This is a genomic window from Serratia proteamaculans, from assembly GCF_004684015.1.
Lineage (GTDB): Bacteria > Pseudomonadota > Gammaproteobacteria > Enterobacterales > Enterobacteriaceae > Serratia > Serratia proteamaculans_F.
Window position 1 is genome coordinate 432240 of the sequence record NZ_SRIA01000004.1, and the last position, 18567, is coordinate 450806.

An 18567-nucleotide genomic window follows, 5' to 3' on the forward strand; every position below is an offset into this window, starting at 1 on the left:
CCGCGGGGATGTTCTTGCAATTTTGTCACCGTAGCCTAAGGTTCTGTCTTCCGCTTTAGGGTCAGGAACGAACAGATGAAACGTCAGCGCTGGCTGCCACGCCGCTTTAATCCAGTCTTTGCCGCATTCCTGCTGATTGCCTTTCTTTCCGGCATTGCCGGCGCACTTTTGGCGCCGACGCTGAGCCTGTTCCTGACCACCGAGGTTAAGGTGCGGCCGCTGTGGGTTGGCCTGTTTTATACCGTTAACGCCATCGTCGGCATTGCGGTCAGTTTCCTGTTGGCCAAGCGTTCGGATACGCGCGGCGATCGACGTAAATTGATTTTGCTGTGCTGCCTGATGGCGGTCGGTAACTGCCTGCTGTTTGCCTTTAACCGTGACTACCTGACGCTGATCACCGCCGGGGTCTTGTTGTCGGCGATTGCCAATACCGCCATGCCGCAGATTTTTGCGCTGGCGCGGGAATATGCCGACAGCTCGGCGCGCGAAGTGGTGATGTTCAGCTCGGTGATGCGAGCGCAACTGTCGCTGGCCTGGGTGATTGGTCCGCCGCTGTCGTTTACGCTGGCGCTGAACTACGGATTTACCGTGATGTTCGTGATTGCCGCTGTGACCTTCGCGATTTGTGCATTGTTGGTGTGGTTCACCCTGCCTTCTGTGCCCCGTGCGGAGCTGAGTGGTACGGCGCTGAACGCCACGGCTTCGGCCCCGATAGCCCCTGTCAGCGCCTGGCGCAACCGCGATGTACGACGCTTGTTTATTGCCTCGATGCTGATGTGGACCTGCAATACCATGTATATCATCGATATGCCGCTGTATATCACTGCCGATCTGGGCCTGCCGGAAAACCTCGCCGGACTGCTGATGGGCACCGCCGCCGGGCTGGAGATCCCGGCGATGTTGCTGGCGGGTTACTACGTCAAAAGGTTCGGCAAGCGCAATATGATGCTGTTCGCCGTGGTAGCAGGCATCCTGTTTTATGCCGGATTGGTGGTGTTTAAATTCAAATTGGCGCTGATGGTGCTACAGCTGTTCAACGCCATATTTATCGGCATCATCGCCGGTATCGGCATGCTCTATTTCCAGGATCTGATGCCGGGCCGACCGGGCGCGGCGACCACCTTGTTTACCAACAGTATTTCCACCGGGGTGATCCTGGCCGGGGTGCTGCAGGGGGCGCTGGTGGAAAACCTGGGGCACTATGCGGTTTACTGGTTGGCGACTCTGCTGGCGGTAGCGGCGCTGTGGATGAGCGCCCGCGTGCGGGAAGTGTGAGCTTAAACGTCACCATCCTTGACGCATGTCATTGAGAACATTACGCCAACCCCCCAAGCTGAACGGACCCGGAGCGCGATGAGCGCGTTCCCGCCCATCTTGTTGCCAAGATGCCGATCCGTTTAGAAAAGTGGGTATGTTATGGATAAACTAACACCGCTCAAACCTGTCCCTTCTTTGTGTGCCATCGTTGCTGCTCTGCTTATCTGGTTTGTGATCCCCGTGCCTGAAGGCGTGGAACCCAATGCCTGGCATTTGCTGGCGCTGTTTATCGGCACCATCATCGCCATCATCGGCAAAGCCATGCCTATCGGTGCCGTTTCGGTGGTGGCGATTGCGCTGGTGGCGGTCACCGGGGTTACCAACCCTGGCAAACCCGGCGCCGCGCTCAATGATGCGCTCAGCGGATTTTCCAATCAGTTGATCTGGCTGATTGGCTTTTCGATCATGATCTCCCTCAGTCTGAACAAAACCGGGCTGGGGGCGCGTATCGGTTATTACTTTATCTCGCTGTTCGGTAAAAAGACGCTGGGGATCGCCTATGCATTGACGCTGGCGGAAACCACTCTGGCACCGGTGACCCCAAGTAACACCGCCCGTGGCGGCGGGATTATCCATCCGATCATGAAGTCGATTGCCGACAGCTTCGGCTCCAAACCCGAGCTCAATACCTCCGGCAAGATTGGCCGCTATCTGTCGCTGGTCAATTACAATATCAACCCGATCACTTCGGCGATGTTTATCACCGCCACCGCGCCGAACCCGTTAATCGTCAGCCTGATTGCCAAGGGCACCCATGGCAACTTCGAACTGTCCTGGTCAATGTGGGCGGTGGCGGCACTGGTACCGGGATTGTGCTCGCTGATTGTCATGCCATTGGTGATTTATCTGCTCTATCCGCCGGAGGTGAAAAGCACCCCGGACGCGCCGCATTTCGCCCGTGAAAAGCTGCAGGCCCTGGGGCCGGTAACGCTGCCGGAGAAAATCACGCTGGCGGTGTTTGCCCTGCTGTTAGTGCTGTGGGCCGGTATTCCGGCGATGTTCTTCGGCCCGGCGCTGGCGGTTAACCCAACCACGGCGGCGTTGATTGGTCTGGCGGTGCTGCTGGCGACCGGGGTGTTGAGCTGGGAAGATGTGCTCAAGCACAAGGGAGCCTGGGACACGGTGGTGTGGTTCTCCGCGCTGGTGATGATGGCCAGCTTCCTCGGCAAGTTGGGGTTGATCGGCTGGCTGTCACAAACCGTGGGCAGCGGGATTGATCATATGGGGATGAGCTGGGTTGGCGGCACCATCCTGCTGACCCTCATCTATCTGTATTCGCATTACTTCTTTGCCAGTACTACCGCGCACGTCACCGCGATGTTCGCCGCGTTCTTTGCCGCAGGGATTGCACTCGGTGCGCCGCCCGCGCTGCTGGGCTTGATTCTGGCGTTTTCTTCTTCACTGATGATGTCGCTGACTCATTATGGTACCGGCACGGCACCGATTGTCTTTGGCTCCGGTTATGCGACGTTGGGGGAGTGGTGGAAAGCCGGTTTTGTAATGAGCGTAGTCAACCTGTTGATTTGGATATTGATTGGCGGGGCGTGGTGGAAGTGGTTGGGATACTGGTAATAGAAAACACCCGCCAGACGGCGGGTGAGTGAATATCAGTTCAGGAAGGCCGGTTGCTGCGCCTCGTAGCGGGAAATATCCGCTTCGTGCTGCAGCGTCAGGCCGATACTGTCCAGCCCGTTAATCATGCAGTGTCGGCGGAAGCTGTCGATCTCGAACGGATAGCTTTTGCCACCGGCCTTGACCGTTTGGTTTTCCAAATCAACTTCAAATTCAATGCCTTCGCTGGCAGCCACCAGTTGGAACAGCGTTTCCACGTCCTGCTCGCTCAGCTTAACCGGCAGCAGCTGGTTGTTGAGCGAGTTGCCGTAGAAGATATCGGCAAAACTGGGGGCAATCACCACTCTAAAACCATAGTCGGTCAGCGCCCAGGGCGCATGCTCGCGTGATGAGCCGCAGCCGAAGTTTTCACGGGCCAGCAAAATGCTGGCACCTTTGTAGCGCGGTTTGTTCAGTACAAACTCCGGGTTTGGCTGCTGGCCGGCATCGTCCAGAAAACGCCAGTCGTTAAACAGATGCTGACCAAAACCGGTGCGCGTCACTTTCTGCAAAAACTGTTTTGGAATAATGGCATCGGTATCGACGTTCGCCGCATCCAAAGGCACCACTAAACCGGTATGTTGAGTAAATTTAGCCACGGTAGCCTTCCTTAGTGAATATCACGGATATCGGCGAAATGACCGGCAATCGCGGCCGCAGCGGCCATTGCAGGACTGACCAGGTGAGTACGCCCACCGCGGCCCTGACGCCCTTCAAAGTTACGGTTGCTGGTGGAGGCACAGCGTTCGCCGGGGTTCAGGCGGTCGTTGTTCATCGCCAGACACATCGAGCAGCCCGGCAGGCGCCATTCAAAACCGGCATCGATAAAGATTTTATCCAGGCCTTCGGCTTCTGCCTGCGCTTTTACCGGGCCGGAACCCGGCACCACGATGGCCTGAACCCCGCTGGCAACCTTGCGGCCCTTGGCGATGGCCGCCGCTGCACGCAAGTCTTCAATGCGTGAGTTGGTGCAGGAACCGATGAAGACCTTGTCGATCGGCACTTCTGTCAGTTTGATGCCCGGCTTCAGATCCATATAGGCCAGGGCTTTTTCGGCCGAGGCGCGCTCACCCGGATCGCTGAACGACTCAGGGGCCGGGATGGTCTGGTTGACGGCGATAACCTGCCCAGGGTTGGTACCCCAGGTCACCTGTGGCGCGATGTCTTCCGCGCGCAGGGTGACGACGGTATCGAATTTGGCATCGTCATCGGATTTCAGCGTGCGCCAGTAGGCAACGGCCTGTTCCCAGTTGTCGCCGGTTGGCGCAAACTGGCGGCCCTTCAGGTAATCAAAGGTGGTGTCGTCCGGCGCAACCAGCCCGGCTTTGGCACCCATTTCGATCGCCATGTTGCACAGCGTCATGCGGCCTTCCATGCTCAGCGCCTGAATGGCCTTGCCACAGAATTCCACTACGTGGCCGGTGCCGCCGGCGCTGCCGGTTTTGCCAATCACCGCCAGCACGATGTCTTTGGCGGTGATGCCCTCGGCGGCGTCACCGGTGACTTCAATTTTCATGGTCTTGGCGCGGCCCTGTTTCAGGGTTTGGGTCGCCAGCACGTGCTCCACTTCGGAGGTGCCGATACCAAACGCCAGCGAACCGAAAGCGCCGTGAGTCGCGGTGTGGGAGTCGCCACAGACGATGGTCATACCCGGCAGCGTCATGCCCTGCTCTGGGCCGATCACGTGTACGATGCCCTGATACGGGTGGTTCAGGTCATACAGCAATACGCCAAACTCTTCGCAGTTCTTGATCAGTTCCTGCATCTGAATGCGAGCCATCTCGCCGCTGGCGTTGATGTCTTTGGTTTGGGTAGACACGTTGTGGTCCATGGTGGCAAAAGTCTTGCCTGGCTGACGCACTTTTCGGCCCATGGCGCGCAGGCCATCGAATGCCTGCGGTGAAGTCACTTCGTGTACCAGGTGGCGATCGATATACAACAACGGGGTTTCTTCCGGCGCTGAGTAGACCACGTGGGCATCGTATAATTTCTGATATAAAGTTTTAGACATGTTATGCCCCCTGGGCGATAAAGCGGGCGATGATGTCGCCCATTTCATCGGTGCTGATGGCCTGACCCTCACCGGCCAGATCGGCGGTGCGGTAACCTTGTTCCAGTGCCTGATTGATGGCGCGCTCAACGGCGTCGGCCGCCTCCGTGGCGCCCAGGCTGTAACGCAGCAACAGGGTGGCAGACAGGATTTGGGCGATCGGGTTGGCAATGCCAAAACCTGCGATATCCGGCGCCGAGCCACCGGCCGGCTCATACAGACCAAAGCCCTGTTCGTTCAGGCTGGCGGAAGGCAGCATGCCCATCGAACCGGTGATCATCGCGCATTCGTCGGACAGAATGTCGCCGAACAGGTTGGAACACAGCAGCACGTCGAACTGGGACGGGTCTTTGATCAACTGCATGGTGGCGTTGTCGATGTACATGTGCGACAGCGACACGTCCGGGTAATCCTGGGCGACCTGATTAACCACTTCGCGCCACAAAATGGAGCTTTGCAGTACGTTGGCCTTATCAATCGAGGTTACTTTATTGCGACGCTTGCGGGCAGACTCGAAGGCGATGCGGGCAATGCGCTCGATCTCGAAGCGGTGATACACCTCGGTATCGAAGGCGCGTTCCTGCTGGCCCTGGCCTTCGCGGCCTTTCGGCTGGCCAAAGTAGATGCCGCCGGTCAGTTCACGTACGCACAGAATATCGAAACCGCGGGCGGCGATATCGGCGCGCAGTGGGCAGAACTCTTCCAGACCCTGATACAAACGGGCAGGGCGCAGGTTGCTGAACAGTTTGAAGTGTTTACGCAACGGCAGCAAAGCGCCACGCTCAGGCTGCTCCGCCGGCGGCAGGTGTTCCCACTTCGGGCCACCGACCGAGCCGAACAAGATAGCGTCGGCCTGCTCGCAACCGGCGAGGGTGGCTGGTGGCAGCGGGCTGCCATGGCGATCGATGGCGATGCCACCGACGTCATACTCTGCTTCGGTGATGCGGATATCAAAGCGCTGACGCACTGCGTTCAACACTTTACGCGCCTGGGCCATTACTTCCGGGCCGATTCCGTCTCCGGGCAAGACGGCAATGTGGTAAGTCTTCGTCATGTTCACACCGTTTCCTGATTATTTTGATGTTTGCTTTGCTGCAGACGCTGTTTTTCTTTTTCTACCTGCTGGGAGCGCCAAATGTTGTTCAATACGTGCACCATCGCCTTGGCGGAGGATTCCACGATGTCGGTCGCCAGACCCACGCCGTGGAAGCGGCGGCCGTTATAGGACACCACGATATCTACCTGGCCCAGTGCGTCACGGCCCTGGCCTTTGGCGGTTAACTGGTACTTCACCAGTTCGATGGGATAACCGGTAATGCGGTTGATGGCCTGATAAACCGCGTCAACCGGCCCATTACCGGTGGCCGCTTCGGCCTTTTCTTCTTCGCCACAGATCAATTTCACCGATGCGGTGGCCATGATGCTGCTGCCTGATTGCACGCTGAAGTAGTCCAGGCTGAAATGCTCGGGTTCTTCCTGCTGCTTGTTAATGAAGGCCAGAGCTTCCAGATCGTAATCGAATACCTGACCTTTCTTATCGGCCAGCTTCAGGAAGGCGGCATACAGATTGTCCAGGTTGTAGTCCTGCTCTTTGTAGCCCATCTCTTCCATACGGTGTTTCACCGCGGCGCGGCCGGAACGAGAGGTCAGGTTCAACTGCACATCTTTCAGACCTATGGTCTGTGGTGACATGATTTCGTAGTTTTCACGATTTTTCAGCACGCCGTCCTGATGAATGCCAGAAGAGTGGGCGAAGGCATTGGAACCCACGATAGCCTTGTTAGCCGGGATCGGCATGTTGCACAGCTGGCTGACGATTTGGCTGGTGCGGAAAATTTCCTGATGGTTGATGTTGGTATGCACGTTCATGATGTCCTGACGGACTTTGATCGCCATGATCACTTCTTCCAGCGAGGTGTTGCCTGCGCGTTCACCAATGCCGTTCATGGTACCTTCTACCTGGCGGGCACCCGCCTGCACTGCGGCGATGGAGTTGCCGACCGCCATGCCCAGGTCGTCGTGACAGTGCACAGAGATAATGGCCTTATCGATATTCGGTACGCGGTCATACAGGGTGGTGATAATGCCCCCAAACTGGTTCGGCGTGGTGTAGCCCACGGTATCCGGAATGTTAATGGTGGTGGCACCGGCGTTGATGGCGGCTTCTACCACGCGGCACAGGTTATCGATTGGCGTCCGGCCTGCGTCTTCACAGGAGAATTCTACGTCGTCGGTGTAATTACGGGCGCGTTTCACCGAGCGAACTGCCATCTCCAGCACTTCGTCGAACGAGCGCTTCAGTTTTGATTCAATATGCAGGGTCGAGGTGGCCAGGAATACGTGAATACGAAAGGCTTCGGCTACGCGCAATGCTTCGGCGGCGACGTCGATATCTTTATCCACGCAACGGGCCAGACCACATACGCGGCTGTTTTTGATCTGGCGGGCGATGGTTTGCACGGATTCGAAATCACCCGGTGAGGATACCGGGAAGCCGACCTCCATGACATCGACCCCCATTCTTTCCAGCGCCATCGCTATCTGAATCTTCTCTTTCACGCTCAGGCTGGCTTGCAGCGCTTGTTCACCATCACGCAGCGTTGTATCGAAAATAATGACTTGTTGGCTCATCAGGGTGGTTCCTTATCGTGTTTATTTCACGCTAAGCGGGTAAAAAAAAACCCGCGCAGTAGCGCGGGTTTGTTATGAGGTGGGCTGAATCAGCTCTGAACTGCGTCCACCGGCATACCGCGCAAACAAGATGCGTTAAGTAGTAGGCCTAGTAGACGGAAGGTAGAGTTCATGGCGGTTCAGCTCTCTAAAATAGTTTCGTTGCCTAATTTGATACGTTATTGGCTTGGTGATGTCAACACCTGATTGAAAATGAGGGTACTGCTTTACCTCCAGATTAACGGACTTGTGCCAGCAGAGGATAGTTCGGTAAAAAATGGTATTGTCAGATAAAAAGTAAGGAGGGATTTGCGAGCCTGTTAGCATAAATTAAATCAATATATATCGCCGCAATTGCTTCTGATGTTGATTGGGTTAAAATTAAAGATGCAAAACTGCTGAAGGCGTGCTAGCCAAAATTAAAAACGTGGGTTTTGTATTCTTGATGTCAATGTGTTGACAGTCAATTATGTTTTTTATGAATTGTTTATAAGGCAGGCTGGTATTGGAAAACTATGGAACGTTAATGAATAGAGGGCGGTTATGCATACTGTATTTAGCCTTGTGATTAAATATAACCGGTAAGTAATAAATGATAGAGTGGTGATGGGCTATTGCAATGGGGCTGTTTTGATAGTGTGCGAGATTACTCTCTGTTAGAAAAATAAACTCAATGTGTATTAGAACAAAATCTTAACCATGTTTTTATATAGGATGATGCTTGAGCTCGTTTTTAAATGAATGGAGCGAGAGATAACTAATTCTACCGTATGAAATTCAGATGGCGTTGTTTTGTCATTTTTTGTTACGCGCGGGGAATTATCTACACAGGACTTAGTGGAGTGGGATATGTCGGAATGTAATTCAGGAGTTGTCATTGATAAAGAAACCAGCGAACTGCATTTACGCGGCGTCGATCTGAATTTGCTCACCGTGTTTGATGCCGTTATGCAGATGCAGAATATTACCCGGGCAGCGAGCTTTTTGGGGATGTCGCAGCCGGCAGTGAGCAATGCCGTTGCGCGTTTGAAACTGATGTTTAATGACGAGCTGTTTGTCCGCTGTGGGCGTGGGATCCAGCCCACGGCACGGGCCAAGCAATTGTTTGGACCGGTTCGGCAGGCGTTACAGCTGGTGCAAAATGAGTTGCCCGGCGCGGAGTTTGAACCCTTTAACAGTGAACGAGTCTTCTCCATCGCCATTTGCAGTCCACTTGATTTGCGTTTAGGGGCTACTATAATCAATCACATGAGGGAAATAGCGCCTCATACCCATTTGAAAATAAAATCATATATAACCAATAACATCGATAACCAATTGCGCTACCAGGAGGTTGAGTTCGTTGTCGGCTATGCCAGCTTTGAATCTTCAGAGTTTAAAAGTATGGCACTTTTTGATGATGAGTTGGTGTTGGTGGTTTCCAGGAAACATCCGAGGATAGATAAATCCATCACGCCGGAGCAAATTCTGTCGGAGCAACATGCGGTAGTTTCGCTTGAGAGTTTTTATTCTTTCAGCAAGCCCTACTATATAGAAGAAGCCATGCAACGAGTCGTGGCTCAACAGTGTACTGATTTATACAGCGTACTGAATATAGTATCCAGTACTGACATGATTGCCATTGTTCCGGCCTGGTTGGCTCGACAGCAGGCTGAATCCTTGAAGCTGCGTTTTATTCCTTTACCCTGGAATGAAAACAAGGTGACCTGTTATCTGTCATGGCATGAGTCGGCTGAACGGGATAAGGGACATCAATGGATGAAAGTGATGCTTGGCCAGTCTGAGTTGGCTGAATAAATCAACCTATTATTACCCCCGAGGTGGTAGTTTTCCATTGGGGGAATAATTCGTGCCATCTTCTGGTTAAGAATTATCTTGGATTTATCTAAGATATATCTTGGCTTACCTGTGCTAAATTAAGCGCTTCCGAAAGATTTCGATAGTTTCATTAAAAATTATCATTATAAAATTATGTGCTGATATATTTATTCCATATGGTATTTTTATCTGTTTCCCGTGCTGCCTGTCGAACACCCATTTTGTGAGCTAAATAAAACCTTTTCATCACCCTTCTGTCCAACTGGAGGATGCGGTGAAATTAACCTGAGTTTTAGCTCACACTTCTACGCTGAAATCTCTTTTCCCGCTGCCAGAGAGTAGGTAGACTGCGCGAAAAAAAGTAAACACGTGTAAGCTGAGATGCAGGGCCAGATGTCCTGTTCAACGCTAACTGTTTGATCCATTTCAGGCTCAGGGTGCTATGATCAATAATCTGCTGCAATACCATTTAACTCACCGTATACAGCACCAAATTTCCCAGCGTGCCGATTGCACAGCTTTTCGCCAATGGTCTCCCAGTGGCGAGAGCCAACTGACCTGGCGGCAGGTCGATACGCATATCAGCCGCATCGCCAGTGCGCTGCTGGCGCTGGGTACCGAGGTACAGGAACGTATCGCGATCTTTGCCAATAACTGCATGGCCTGGTCGCTGGCGGATTTGGCGATCCTGCGCCTGCGTGGTGTCAGCGTACCGCTGTATGCCACCAATACGCCAGCCCAGGCGGCTTTTATCATTAATGACGCCGATATCCGCATCCTGTTCGTTGGCGAACAGGCCCAGTTTGATGCTGCCATTGCGCTGCGCGGTGTTTGCCCGCAGCTAAGCCACATTATTGTGTTTGATGACGGCGTTGACCTGCGCGGCTGTGAGATTGCTCAGCACCTGAGTGCCTTTGAGCGCGAAGCCGACCCTGCAGCGTTTGAATCGCAATTGCAGCAGCGCATCGCCGATTGCTGCCTGCATGATCTGTTCACACTGATCTATACCTCGGGTACCACCGGTGAACCCAAAGGGGTAATGCTGGATTACCGTAATCTGGCGGCACAGCTTTATCTGCACGATGAGCGGCTGACGGTAAATGAAGAAGATGTCTCTCTCAGTTTCCTACCGATGTCGCATGTGTTTGAACGTGCCTGGAGCTTCTTCATTATGCATTCCGGCGCGCAAAACGTGTTTTTACCGAATACCGACTGGGTGCGCGAAGCCATGACGGCGGTACGTCCGACGCTGATGTGCGCGGTACCGCGTTTCTACGAAAAAATCTTCAGTGCGGTGCACGAGAAAGTTGCGCGTGCCCCCTGGTTGCGTCGTGCTCTGTTCCATTGGGCGATTGTCTGTGGTGAACGCAAGTTTCTGCAGGAACGTGCTGGTAAACCCTTGGGCAAGCTGTTTGATCTTTCCCACCGCTGGGCCGACAAACTGGTGCTGAGCAAACTGCGCGGGATCCTCGGTGGGCGGGTGCGCTTCTTGCCGGCCGCCGGTGCCAAACTGGACGACAACGTCATTCTGTTTTTCCAGGCAATGGGTATTAACATCAAATATGGCTATGGCATGACCGAAACCTGCGCCACCGTTTCCTGCTGGGAAGAGGGCAATTTCCGCTTTGGCTCGATTGGCAAGCCGCTGCCGGGGGTTGAAGTACGTATTGGCGAGGAAAATGAAATTCAGGTGCGTGGCCCGGTAGTAATGCGCGGTTATTTCAATAAGCCGCTGGAAACCGCCGCCTCCTTTACTGCAGATGGCTGGTTGAAGACCGGCGACGCCGGCGCCATAGATGAAGGGGGAAATCTGTTTATCACCGAGCGTCTTAAGGATCTGATGAAAACCTCTGGCGGCAAGTACATTGCCCCGCAGATGCTTGAAGGCACGCTGGCGCAAGATCGCTTTATCGAACAGGTGGCGATCATCGCCGATGCCCGCAAATTTGTCTCAGCCTTGATTGTGCCCAGTTTTGAGTCGCTGGAAGAATATGCCAAGTCCATCAACCTGAAATACCAGGATCGGCTTGAACTGCTGCGTCATAGCCATATTCTGGAAATGTTCGAAAGCCGTCTGCGCGAAATGCAGAAAGAGTTGGCGCGGTTCGAACAGGTGAAGAAGTTTACCCTGCTGCCGGCGGCCTTTTCGATGGAGTTGGGGGAACTGACACCAACGCTAAAGTTGCGTCGTAAGGTGATTTTGCAGCGCTACCAGAGTGAAATTGACTCGATGTATCAGGATAAGACTTAATCCTGTTGCCGGGGCAGATTATCCGGTTAAAAAAACAGCATCATTCTTGCCTGATATAGTTCTGTAATTGTCCACCTGACTGAAACAATGCCTAGCCTGATTTGCCGGCGGCTAGTGCATTGTTTCTGTAAATCCCCGATCCCCAGCCCGTTACCAGTAACCTTGCTGTTGTTGTGCCATTTTGCCGTTTGCCTGCCTTATCTTCTGACGTTATGTTAATGGGTTATAGTCAATCCATAAAAATTTTGGGGTATTGCCCCACAACAGGTGCCACGTTCCGGTGCCAGATAAGAATAAGTTAGCCTGGAGGCAAACCCATGGAGATGTTGTCAGGAGCCGAGATGGTCGTCCGATCGTTGATCGATCAAGGCGTTAAGCATGTATTCGGTTATCCGGGCGGGGCGGTACTCGATATTTACGACGCCCTGCATACGGTCGGAGGTATCGATCACATATTGGTTCGCCATGAGCAAGGCGCGGTGCATATGGCCGATGGCTATGCGCGTGCGACCGGTGAAGTGGGGGTGGTGCTGGTGACCTCTGGCCCTGGCGCGACCAATGCGATCACCGGTATTGCAACCGCCTATATGGACTCCATTCCGATGGTGGTGCTTTCCGGTCAGGTTCCCAGCTCGCTGATTGGCTATGATGCCTTCCAGGAGTGCGACATGGTCGGGATTTCGCGCCCGGTAGTGAAGCACAGCTTCCTGGTCAAACGCACCGAAGATATTCCCGGCATACTGAAAAAGGCTTTTTACCTGGCCTCAACCGGCCGCCCCGGACCGGTGGTGATCGATCTGCCGAAAGACATCGTGGGCCCGGCAGTGAGAATGCCTTACGCCTATCCGCAGGAAGTGAGCATGCGTTCCTATAACCCGACGGTGCAAGGGCATCGCGGGCAGATCAAGCGGGCATTGCACACCATTCTGACGGCTAAAAAACCCGTTATGTACGTCGGTGGCGGGGCGATCAACTCGGCCTGTGACGCAGAGCTGCTGGAACTGGCGGAGAAGCTGAATCTGCCGGTCACCTGTACCCTGATGGGGTTGGGGGCCTTCCCCGGCACGCATCGTCAGAGCGTTGGCATGCTCGGCATGCATGGGACTTATGAAGCCAACAAAACCATGCATAATTCTGACGTGATCTTTGCCGTCGGCGTGCGTTTTGACGATCGTACCACCAACAACCTGGCCAAATACTGTCCGAATGCCACCGTGCTGCATATCGACATTGACCCTACTTCAATTTCCAAGACGGTAGACGCCGATATTCCCATTGTCGGCGACGCCAAACAGGTGTTGAGCCAAATGCTGGAGCTGCTGGCGCAGGAAGATAAAGCGCAGGATCACGACGCATTGCGCGACTGGTGGCAGTCTATTGAGCAGTGGCGTGCGCGCGACTGTCTGGGCTACGACAAAAACAGCGGTACTATCAAGCCACAGGCAGTGATCGAAACTCTGCATCGGCTGACCAAAGGGGACGCTTATGTCACCTCCGATGTTGGCCAGCACCAGATGTTTGCCGCACTCTACTATCCGTTCGACAAACCACGCCGTTGGATCAACTCCGGCGGATTGGGCACCATGGGCTTTGGTCTGCCGGCGGCGCTGGGCGTAAAACTGGCGTTGCCTGATGAAACCGTCGTCTGCGTGACGGGGGATGGCAGCATCCAGATGAACATTCAGGAGCTGTCCACTGCGCTGCAATACAACCTGCCGGTGATCGTGGTGAATCTTAACAACCGTTACCTGGGGATGGTGAAGCAGTGGCAGGACATGATTTATTCCGGCCGTCACTCCCAGTCTTATATGGATTCCCTGCCTGACTTCGTCAAACTGGCGGAGGCTTATGGCCACGTGGGCATTGCCATTCGCACGCCGGATGAGCTGGAAAGCAAGCTGGCGCAGGCGCTGGCCGAGAAAGAGCGCCTGGTATTTGTCGACGTGACCGTCGATGAGACCGAACATGTTTACCCAATGCAGATTCGTGGTGGAAGCATGGACGAAATGTGGTTAAGCAAAACGGAGAGGACCTGATCATGCGCCGTATTTTATCTGTATTGCTGGAAAATGAATCCGGTGCGTTATCGCGTGTGGTGGGTTTGTTCTCTCAGCGCGGTTACAACATTGAAAGCCTGACGGTAGCACCGACCGACGATCCGACTTTGTCACGCATGACGATTCAAACCGTCGGCGATGAGAAAGTGCTGGAGCAGATTGAAAAACAGCTGCATAAGCTGGTAGACGTGCTGCGCGTTAGCGAACTGGTGCAGGGTGCTCACGTTGAGCGTGAAATCATGCTGGTGAAGCTGCAAGCCAGCGGGTATGGCCGGGAAGAGGTGAAACGTTGCGCCGACATTTTCCGCGGTCAAATTGTTGACGTCACGGCGACGCTGTACACCGTTCAGCTGGCGGGTACCAGCGACAAGCTGGATGCGTTCCTGAGTGCGGTGCGTGAAGTGGCCGAAATTGTCGAAGTGGCACGTTCCGGTGTGGTCGGCGTGTCGCGTGGCGATAAAATCATGCGCTAAGGCGCGATGCCGGCATAATCCAAGGGCGTGGCCAGGCTGCGCCCTTTGTTTTTCGGTGTTTTTTGCCCGTTTGCTGGCACCTTTCGGCAAAAGCGGTTGCTCGGCAGTGTTTTCTGCTGTTAGATCGCAGAGGACGGATTGAATAACCGCACAGGATGCGATGGTTAATCCGAGCATGGCTTTCACTTCTATTTTCAGCGTCATTAAGGGGTTTACGTGAAACTGGATGAAATCGCGCGTCTCGCAGGCGTTTCGCGCACCACGGCCAGTTATGTCATCAACGGCAAGGCGAAGCAGTATCGTGTCAGCGATAAAACCGTCGAAAAAGTGATGGCCGTGGTCAGGGAGCACAACTATCACCCGAATGCCGTCGCGGCAGGGCTGCGCGCCGGGCGAACTCGTTCTATCGGCCTGGTGATACCGGATCTGGAAAATACCAGCTATACCCGCATCGCCAATTATCTGGAGCGTCAGGCCCGTCAGCGCGGTTACCAACTGTTGATTGCCTGTTCGGAAGATCAGCCGGATAACGAAATGCGCTGTATTGAGCATCTGCTGCAACGCCAGGTCGACGCGTTGATCGTTTCCACCGCCTTGCCACCAGAGCACCCGTTCTATCAGCGCTGGGCCAATGATCCGCTGCCAATTATCGCTTTGGATCGGGCGCTGGATCGCGAGCATTTCATCAGCGTGGTCGGGGCTGACCAAGAGGACTCCTTCGCACTGGCGCAAGAACTTCGCACCTTCCCGGCAGAATCGGTACTGTATCTGGGAGCATTGCCGGAGCTTTCCGTCAGCTTCCTGCGTGAGCAGGGCTTCCGTGAAGCCTGGCAGGATGACGAACGGCATGTCGATTATCTGTATGCCAACAGTTATGAACGTGAGGCCGCCGGTGTGCTGTTTGCCGAATGGCTGAAAACGCACCCAATGCCACAGGCATTGTTCACCACCTCATTTTCTTTGCTGCAAGGGGTGATGGACGTGACGCTGAAGCAACGTGGCCGTTTGCCGACCGATCTGGCCATCGCCACCTTCGGCGATCACGAGCTGTTGGACTTCCTTGAGTGTCCGGTTCTGGCGGTCGCGCAGCGCCACCGTGATGTGGCTGAACGCGTACTGGAATTGGTGCTGGCCAGCCTGGATGAGCCGCGCAAGCCCAAACCGGGCCTGACGCGTATTCGCCGCAATTTATTCCGCCGCGGCAGCCTGAGCCGGAAATAAACCTAAGCAGGAGCGCTTCGCAGCGCTCCTGTTTCACACGTAGCCCGCCACCCTGAACAACCTTCTGCAGTATTCGAGAAAATAGCCATACACCACGCCCATTGCCATCGATACCACCGCGTTGCTGGTCACCGCCGTCATGATTTGTTGCCCATCGGCGCCGACGCTCCACAAGATTGCGGCATAGACCGGCGATTGGAAACTGACATAGGCCAACAGATCTGCCAGGTTGCGCAGTAAAAAGGGTTGACGGTGACAGCGCTTGGCGACACGGATAAACAGATCGCGATAGCGCCCATAGGGCCAGGCGATCAGGATATTCACCGGGATCGACAGCAAACGGGACGAAAGCGACTGTTGAAAGCTCATGCCGGACACCAGAATTTCTATCGCCATACCGGCGATGAAGCAGTACACCACCAGTGCAAAGGTATCGGCAGCGGCGCTGCGCCAGTGAGGGGCAGGCGAAAGCATGATGCAATCTCCGTTGTTATTGGTTAATGTTCTGTTAAATTATTCTGTTTTGGTTGTTAATTCTGTTATTAAACGACAAGTGTAGTTTACATGCCTGCTTTAAATTGGCTAAGTAGCTGAATATTTTTATTTAACGCTGTTGCGTGTTTTTTGTGCTGAGCTCAGGCAAGGGAATATGGCGCGAAGGGATTAAAAATGGGGTGCGTTTAACTATTCAATAAAAAACAATGGGTTGCATAATTTGTTGTGACGAGCGGATTTTTCACAGTAAAAATTGTGGGAATAAATGATGTAAGGAAATGAAACCATAATTGTAAACAGGTATTTTGAGAATAATCTTACTAAATTGATTTAAATCGAAATTAACTCCCTTCGTAATATCCGAGTCATTTATTTTTTCAGCTGGCTTATCACTGAGGCTTTAATTGAAGTAAAATAGCGGCCGGTTCCAGGCGTAATAAGCGTTGAGCGTTATTAACTCAATGGCTTATGTCTTATTTCGCCTACCGGCACAGTTTGCGCCAAGCCTTGCCCGCTGCGGGCCGGGCAGGGTTACAGCGATGTGATTGCCGAGCTGAAAAATGAGACATCGATTGCAGAAGGAAGTATTGAGTTAATTAATCGCCAATTTGTCAGGTTTTTAATCACGCTCTTTCCGCTTAGAAATTTCTCCCCGTTTATCATGATGTTAATTTTTAATCATCTAATAAATAGCGTTCCTTTCGCGAGCCAGCTCCCAAAATGGCCGAAGAAATATTGCCAAAGCGCTGGCGCTCTGGCTTGACAAGGTTTTCATACCCTCCGTAAACTCCATTATGTGGGAATTTGTGGGGTAAAGTGGTGAAAACGGTCGTGGAGGGGTAGCTCAGGCATGTTCCGTGGAGCAACGATGGTTAATCTCGACAGCAAAGGGCGGCTTGCCGTACCCACCCGTTACCGGGAATTGCTGAACGAGCAATCGCTAGGTCAAATGGTTTGTACCATTGACCTCCATCAGCCCTGCCTACTGCTTTACCCACTGCCCGAATGGGAAATTATTGAGCAGAAGTTATCCCGTCTGTCGAGTATGAATCCCGCCGAGCGCCGCGTTCAGCGTTTGCTGTTGGGACATGCCAGTGAGTGTCAGATGGATAGCGCCGGTCGGTTGTTGTTAGCGACAACGCTACGCCAACACGCCGGGCTTACCAAAGAAGTGATGCTGGTCGGGCAGTTCAACAAGTTTGAACTGTGGGATGAACAGACCTGGTATCAACAAGTCAAGGATGATATTGACGCAGAACAGTCGACTCAGGAACCGTTGTCTGAGCGGCTACAGGACTTGTCGCTATAAGCATGTTGGAAAATTATAAACACACCACCGTACTGTTGGATGAGGCGGTTAACGGCCTTAATATTCGCAGTAACGGCATATATATCGACGGTACTTTTGGCCGCGGTGGCCATTCGCGTCTGATTCTGTCCCAATTGGGGCCGGAAGGGCGTTTGCTGGCAATTGACCGCGACCCACAGGCGATTGCAGCCGCCAAGTCTATTGAAGATCCTCGTTTTAGCATCGTACACGGCCCTTTTTCTGATTTGTCACACTATGTGCGGGAACGCGAACTGGTGGGGCAGATTGACGGCATTTTACTCGATCTGGGCGTTTCTTCGCCGCAGCTGGATGACGCGGAACGCGGTTTCTCCTTCATGCGTGACGGGCCGCTGGATATGCGTATGGACTCCTCAAGCGGTCAGTCCGCCTCCGAGTGGCTGATGAAAGCGGAAGCCGACGACATTGCCTGGGTGCTGAAAACCTTTGGTGAAGAGCGTTTTGCCAAGCGTATCGCTCGCGCCATTGTAGAAAGAAACCAGGTCGACCCGATGACTCGCACCAAACAGCTGGCTGATTTGATCGCCAACGCCAGCCCGTTCCGGGACAAGCACAAACACCCGGCAACCCGCAGTTTCCAGGCGATCCGTATCTACATCAACAGTGAGTTGGAAGAAATCGAGCGTGCGCTGGACGGCGCGCTGGAAGTGCTGGCTCCACAGGGGCGCCTGTCGGTGATCAGCTTTCACTCGCTGGAAGACCGTATCGTTAAGCGCTTTATGCGCCATCACAGCCGCGGTGCTCAGGTACCGGCCGGTATTCCGCTGACCGAAGCGCAATTGCGCAGTATGGGCGGACGGACGCTGAAAGCGCTGGGCAAGATGATGCCTGGAGATGCCGAAGTGGCGGAAAACCCGCGCGCACGTAGCTCGGTGCTGCGTATTGCCGAGAGGATGCCCGCGTGATTGGTAACGAGCGCCATGGTCTGGTCGGGGTGATTGGCGGCGATCTGCTGCGTAACGCCAAGATCCCGCTGATTTTGCTGATTGCCTCGCTGGTGTCAGCAGTGTTTGTGGTGACTACCGCGCACCGCACCCGTTTGCTGACCGCCGAGCGCGAGCAGCTGGTTTTAGAGCGAGATGCTCTGGACATTGAGTGGCGCAACCTGATTCTGGAAGAGAATGCTCTTGGGGATCACAGTCGGGTAGAGCGCATCGCTACTGAAAAACTGCAGATGCAACATGTTGATCCATCGCAGGAAAATATCATCGTTAAACAATGAATGGTTTAACTGAAATCACTACACGGAGTAGAAA

At 53.9% G+C, this 18567-nt stretch carries 15 protein-coding genes; 10 read left to right on the forward strand and 5 right to left on the reverse strand.

The features are described 5' to 3' along the window. Positions 1–75 precede the first annotated feature (75 nt). Both E5C26_RS03590 and E5C26_RS03595 read left to right on the forward strand, forming a co-directional pair. A complete protein-coding gene (locus E5C26_RS03590) occupies positions 76–1275 on the forward strand; it encodes a sugar efflux transporter (RefSeq protein ID WP_135315091.1) in 1200 nt (399 codons plus the stop codon). A gap of 141 nt (positions 1276–1416) precedes the next feature. Continuing rightward, complete coding sequence (locus tag E5C26_RS03595) at positions 1417–2889, forward strand: DASS family sodium-coupled anion symporter (RefSeq protein WP_135315092.1); 1473 nt, start codon at positions 1417–1419, stop codon at positions 2887–2889. A gap of 35 nt (positions 2890–2924) precedes the next feature. On the opposite strand, the gene leuD is transcribed toward E5C26_RS03595, so the two are convergent. The 4 genes from leuD to leuA are packed head-to-tail and all read right to left on the reverse strand — an operon-like array spanning position 2925 to position 7609. Continuing rightward, complete coding sequence (gene leuD, locus E5C26_RS03600) at positions 2925–3527, reverse strand: 3-isopropylmalate dehydratase small subunit (protein WP_135315093.1); 603 nt, start codon at positions 3525–3527, stop codon at positions 2925–2927. Between the two features lie 11 nt (positions 3528–3538). Further along, entirely contained in the window at positions 3539–4939 is a 1401-nt protein-coding gene (gene leuC / locus E5C26_RS03605) for a 3-isopropylmalate dehydratase large subunit (RefSeq protein ID WP_135315094.1), read from the reverse strand. A 1-nt stretch (position 4940) separates the two neighbouring features. Then, positions 4941–6032, reverse strand: coding sequence for a 3-isopropylmalate dehydrogenase (gene leuB, locus E5C26_RS03610; protein ID WP_135315095.1), 1092 nt, complete (start codon positions 6030–6032; stop codon positions 4941–4943). A 2-nt stretch (positions 6033–6034) separates the two neighbouring features. Continuing rightward, positions 6035–7609 (reverse strand): 2-isopropylmalate synthase, encoded by a 1575-nt coding sequence (gene leuA / locus E5C26_RS03615; protein WP_135315096.1) that lies wholly within the window; start codon positions 7607–7609, stop codon positions 6035–6037. Between the two features lie 888 nt (positions 7610–8497). On the opposite strand from leuA, the gene leuO reads away from it, so the two are divergent. The 5 genes from leuO to cra all read left to right on the forward strand — a co-directional run bounded on the left by leuO (position 8498) and on the right by cra (position 15468). Beyond that, a complete protein-coding gene (gene leuO / locus E5C26_RS03625) occupies positions 8498–9445 on the forward strand; it encodes a transcriptional regulator LeuO (protein ID WP_135315097.1) in 948 nt (315 codons plus the stop codon). 463 nt (positions 9446–9908) lie between these two features. Continuing rightward, complete coding sequence (locus E5C26_RS03630; protein WP_135315098.1) at positions 9909–11717, forward strand: AMP-dependent synthetase/ligase; 1809 nt, start codon at positions 9909–9911, stop codon at positions 11715–11717. 317 nt (positions 11718–12034) lie between these two features. Continuing rightward, positions 12035–13753 (forward strand): acetolactate synthase 3 large subunit, encoded by a 1719-nt coding sequence (gene ilvI, locus E5C26_RS03635; RefSeq protein ID WP_135315099.1) that lies wholly within the window; start codon positions 12035–12037, stop codon positions 13751–13753. Between the two features lie 2 nt (positions 13754–13755). Next, a complete protein-coding gene (gene ilvN / locus E5C26_RS03640) occupies positions 13756–14247 on the forward strand; it encodes an acetolactate synthase small subunit (protein WP_004932806.1) in 492 nt (163 codons plus the stop codon). Between the two features lie 216 nt (positions 14248–14463). After that, a complete protein-coding gene (cra, locus tag E5C26_RS03645; protein WP_085120221.1) occupies positions 14464–15468 on the forward strand; it encodes a catabolite repressor/activator in 1005 nt (334 codons plus the stop codon). Between the two features lie 33 nt (positions 15469–15501). Here cra and E5C26_RS03650 read toward each other — a convergent pair whose 3' ends face one another. Continuing rightward, positions 15502–15942: an L-alanine exporter AlaE gene (locus E5C26_RS03650; protein WP_135315100.1), complete on the reverse strand. Its 441-nt coding sequence runs from the start codon at positions 15940–15942 to the stop codon at positions 15502–15504. Positions 15943–16813: 871 nt separating this feature from the next. Here E5C26_RS03650 and mraZ point away from each other — a divergent pair. The 3 genes from mraZ to ftsL are packed head-to-tail and all read left to right on the forward strand — an operon-like array spanning position 16814 to position 18533. After that, positions 16814–17272: a division/cell wall cluster transcriptional repressor MraZ gene (gene mraZ, locus E5C26_RS03655; RefSeq protein ID WP_135315101.1), complete on the forward strand. Its 459-nt coding sequence runs from the start codon at positions 16814–16816 to the stop codon at positions 17270–17272. Positions 17273–17274: 2 nt separating this feature from the next. Next, positions 17275–18216, forward strand: a complete 942-nt coding sequence (rsmH, locus tag E5C26_RS03660) for a 16S rRNA (cytosine(1402)-N(4))-methyltransferase RsmH (protein ID WP_135315102.1) — start codon at positions 17275–17277, stop codon at positions 18214–18216. After that, positions 18213–18533, forward strand: a complete 321-nt coding sequence (ftsL, locus tag E5C26_RS03665; protein ID WP_012005204.1) for a cell division protein FtsL — start codon at positions 18213–18215, stop codon at positions 18531–18533. Before rsmH ends, ftsL begins: the two co-directional genes overlap by 4 nt. The last annotated feature ends 34 nt before the right edge of the window (positions 18534–18567 follow it).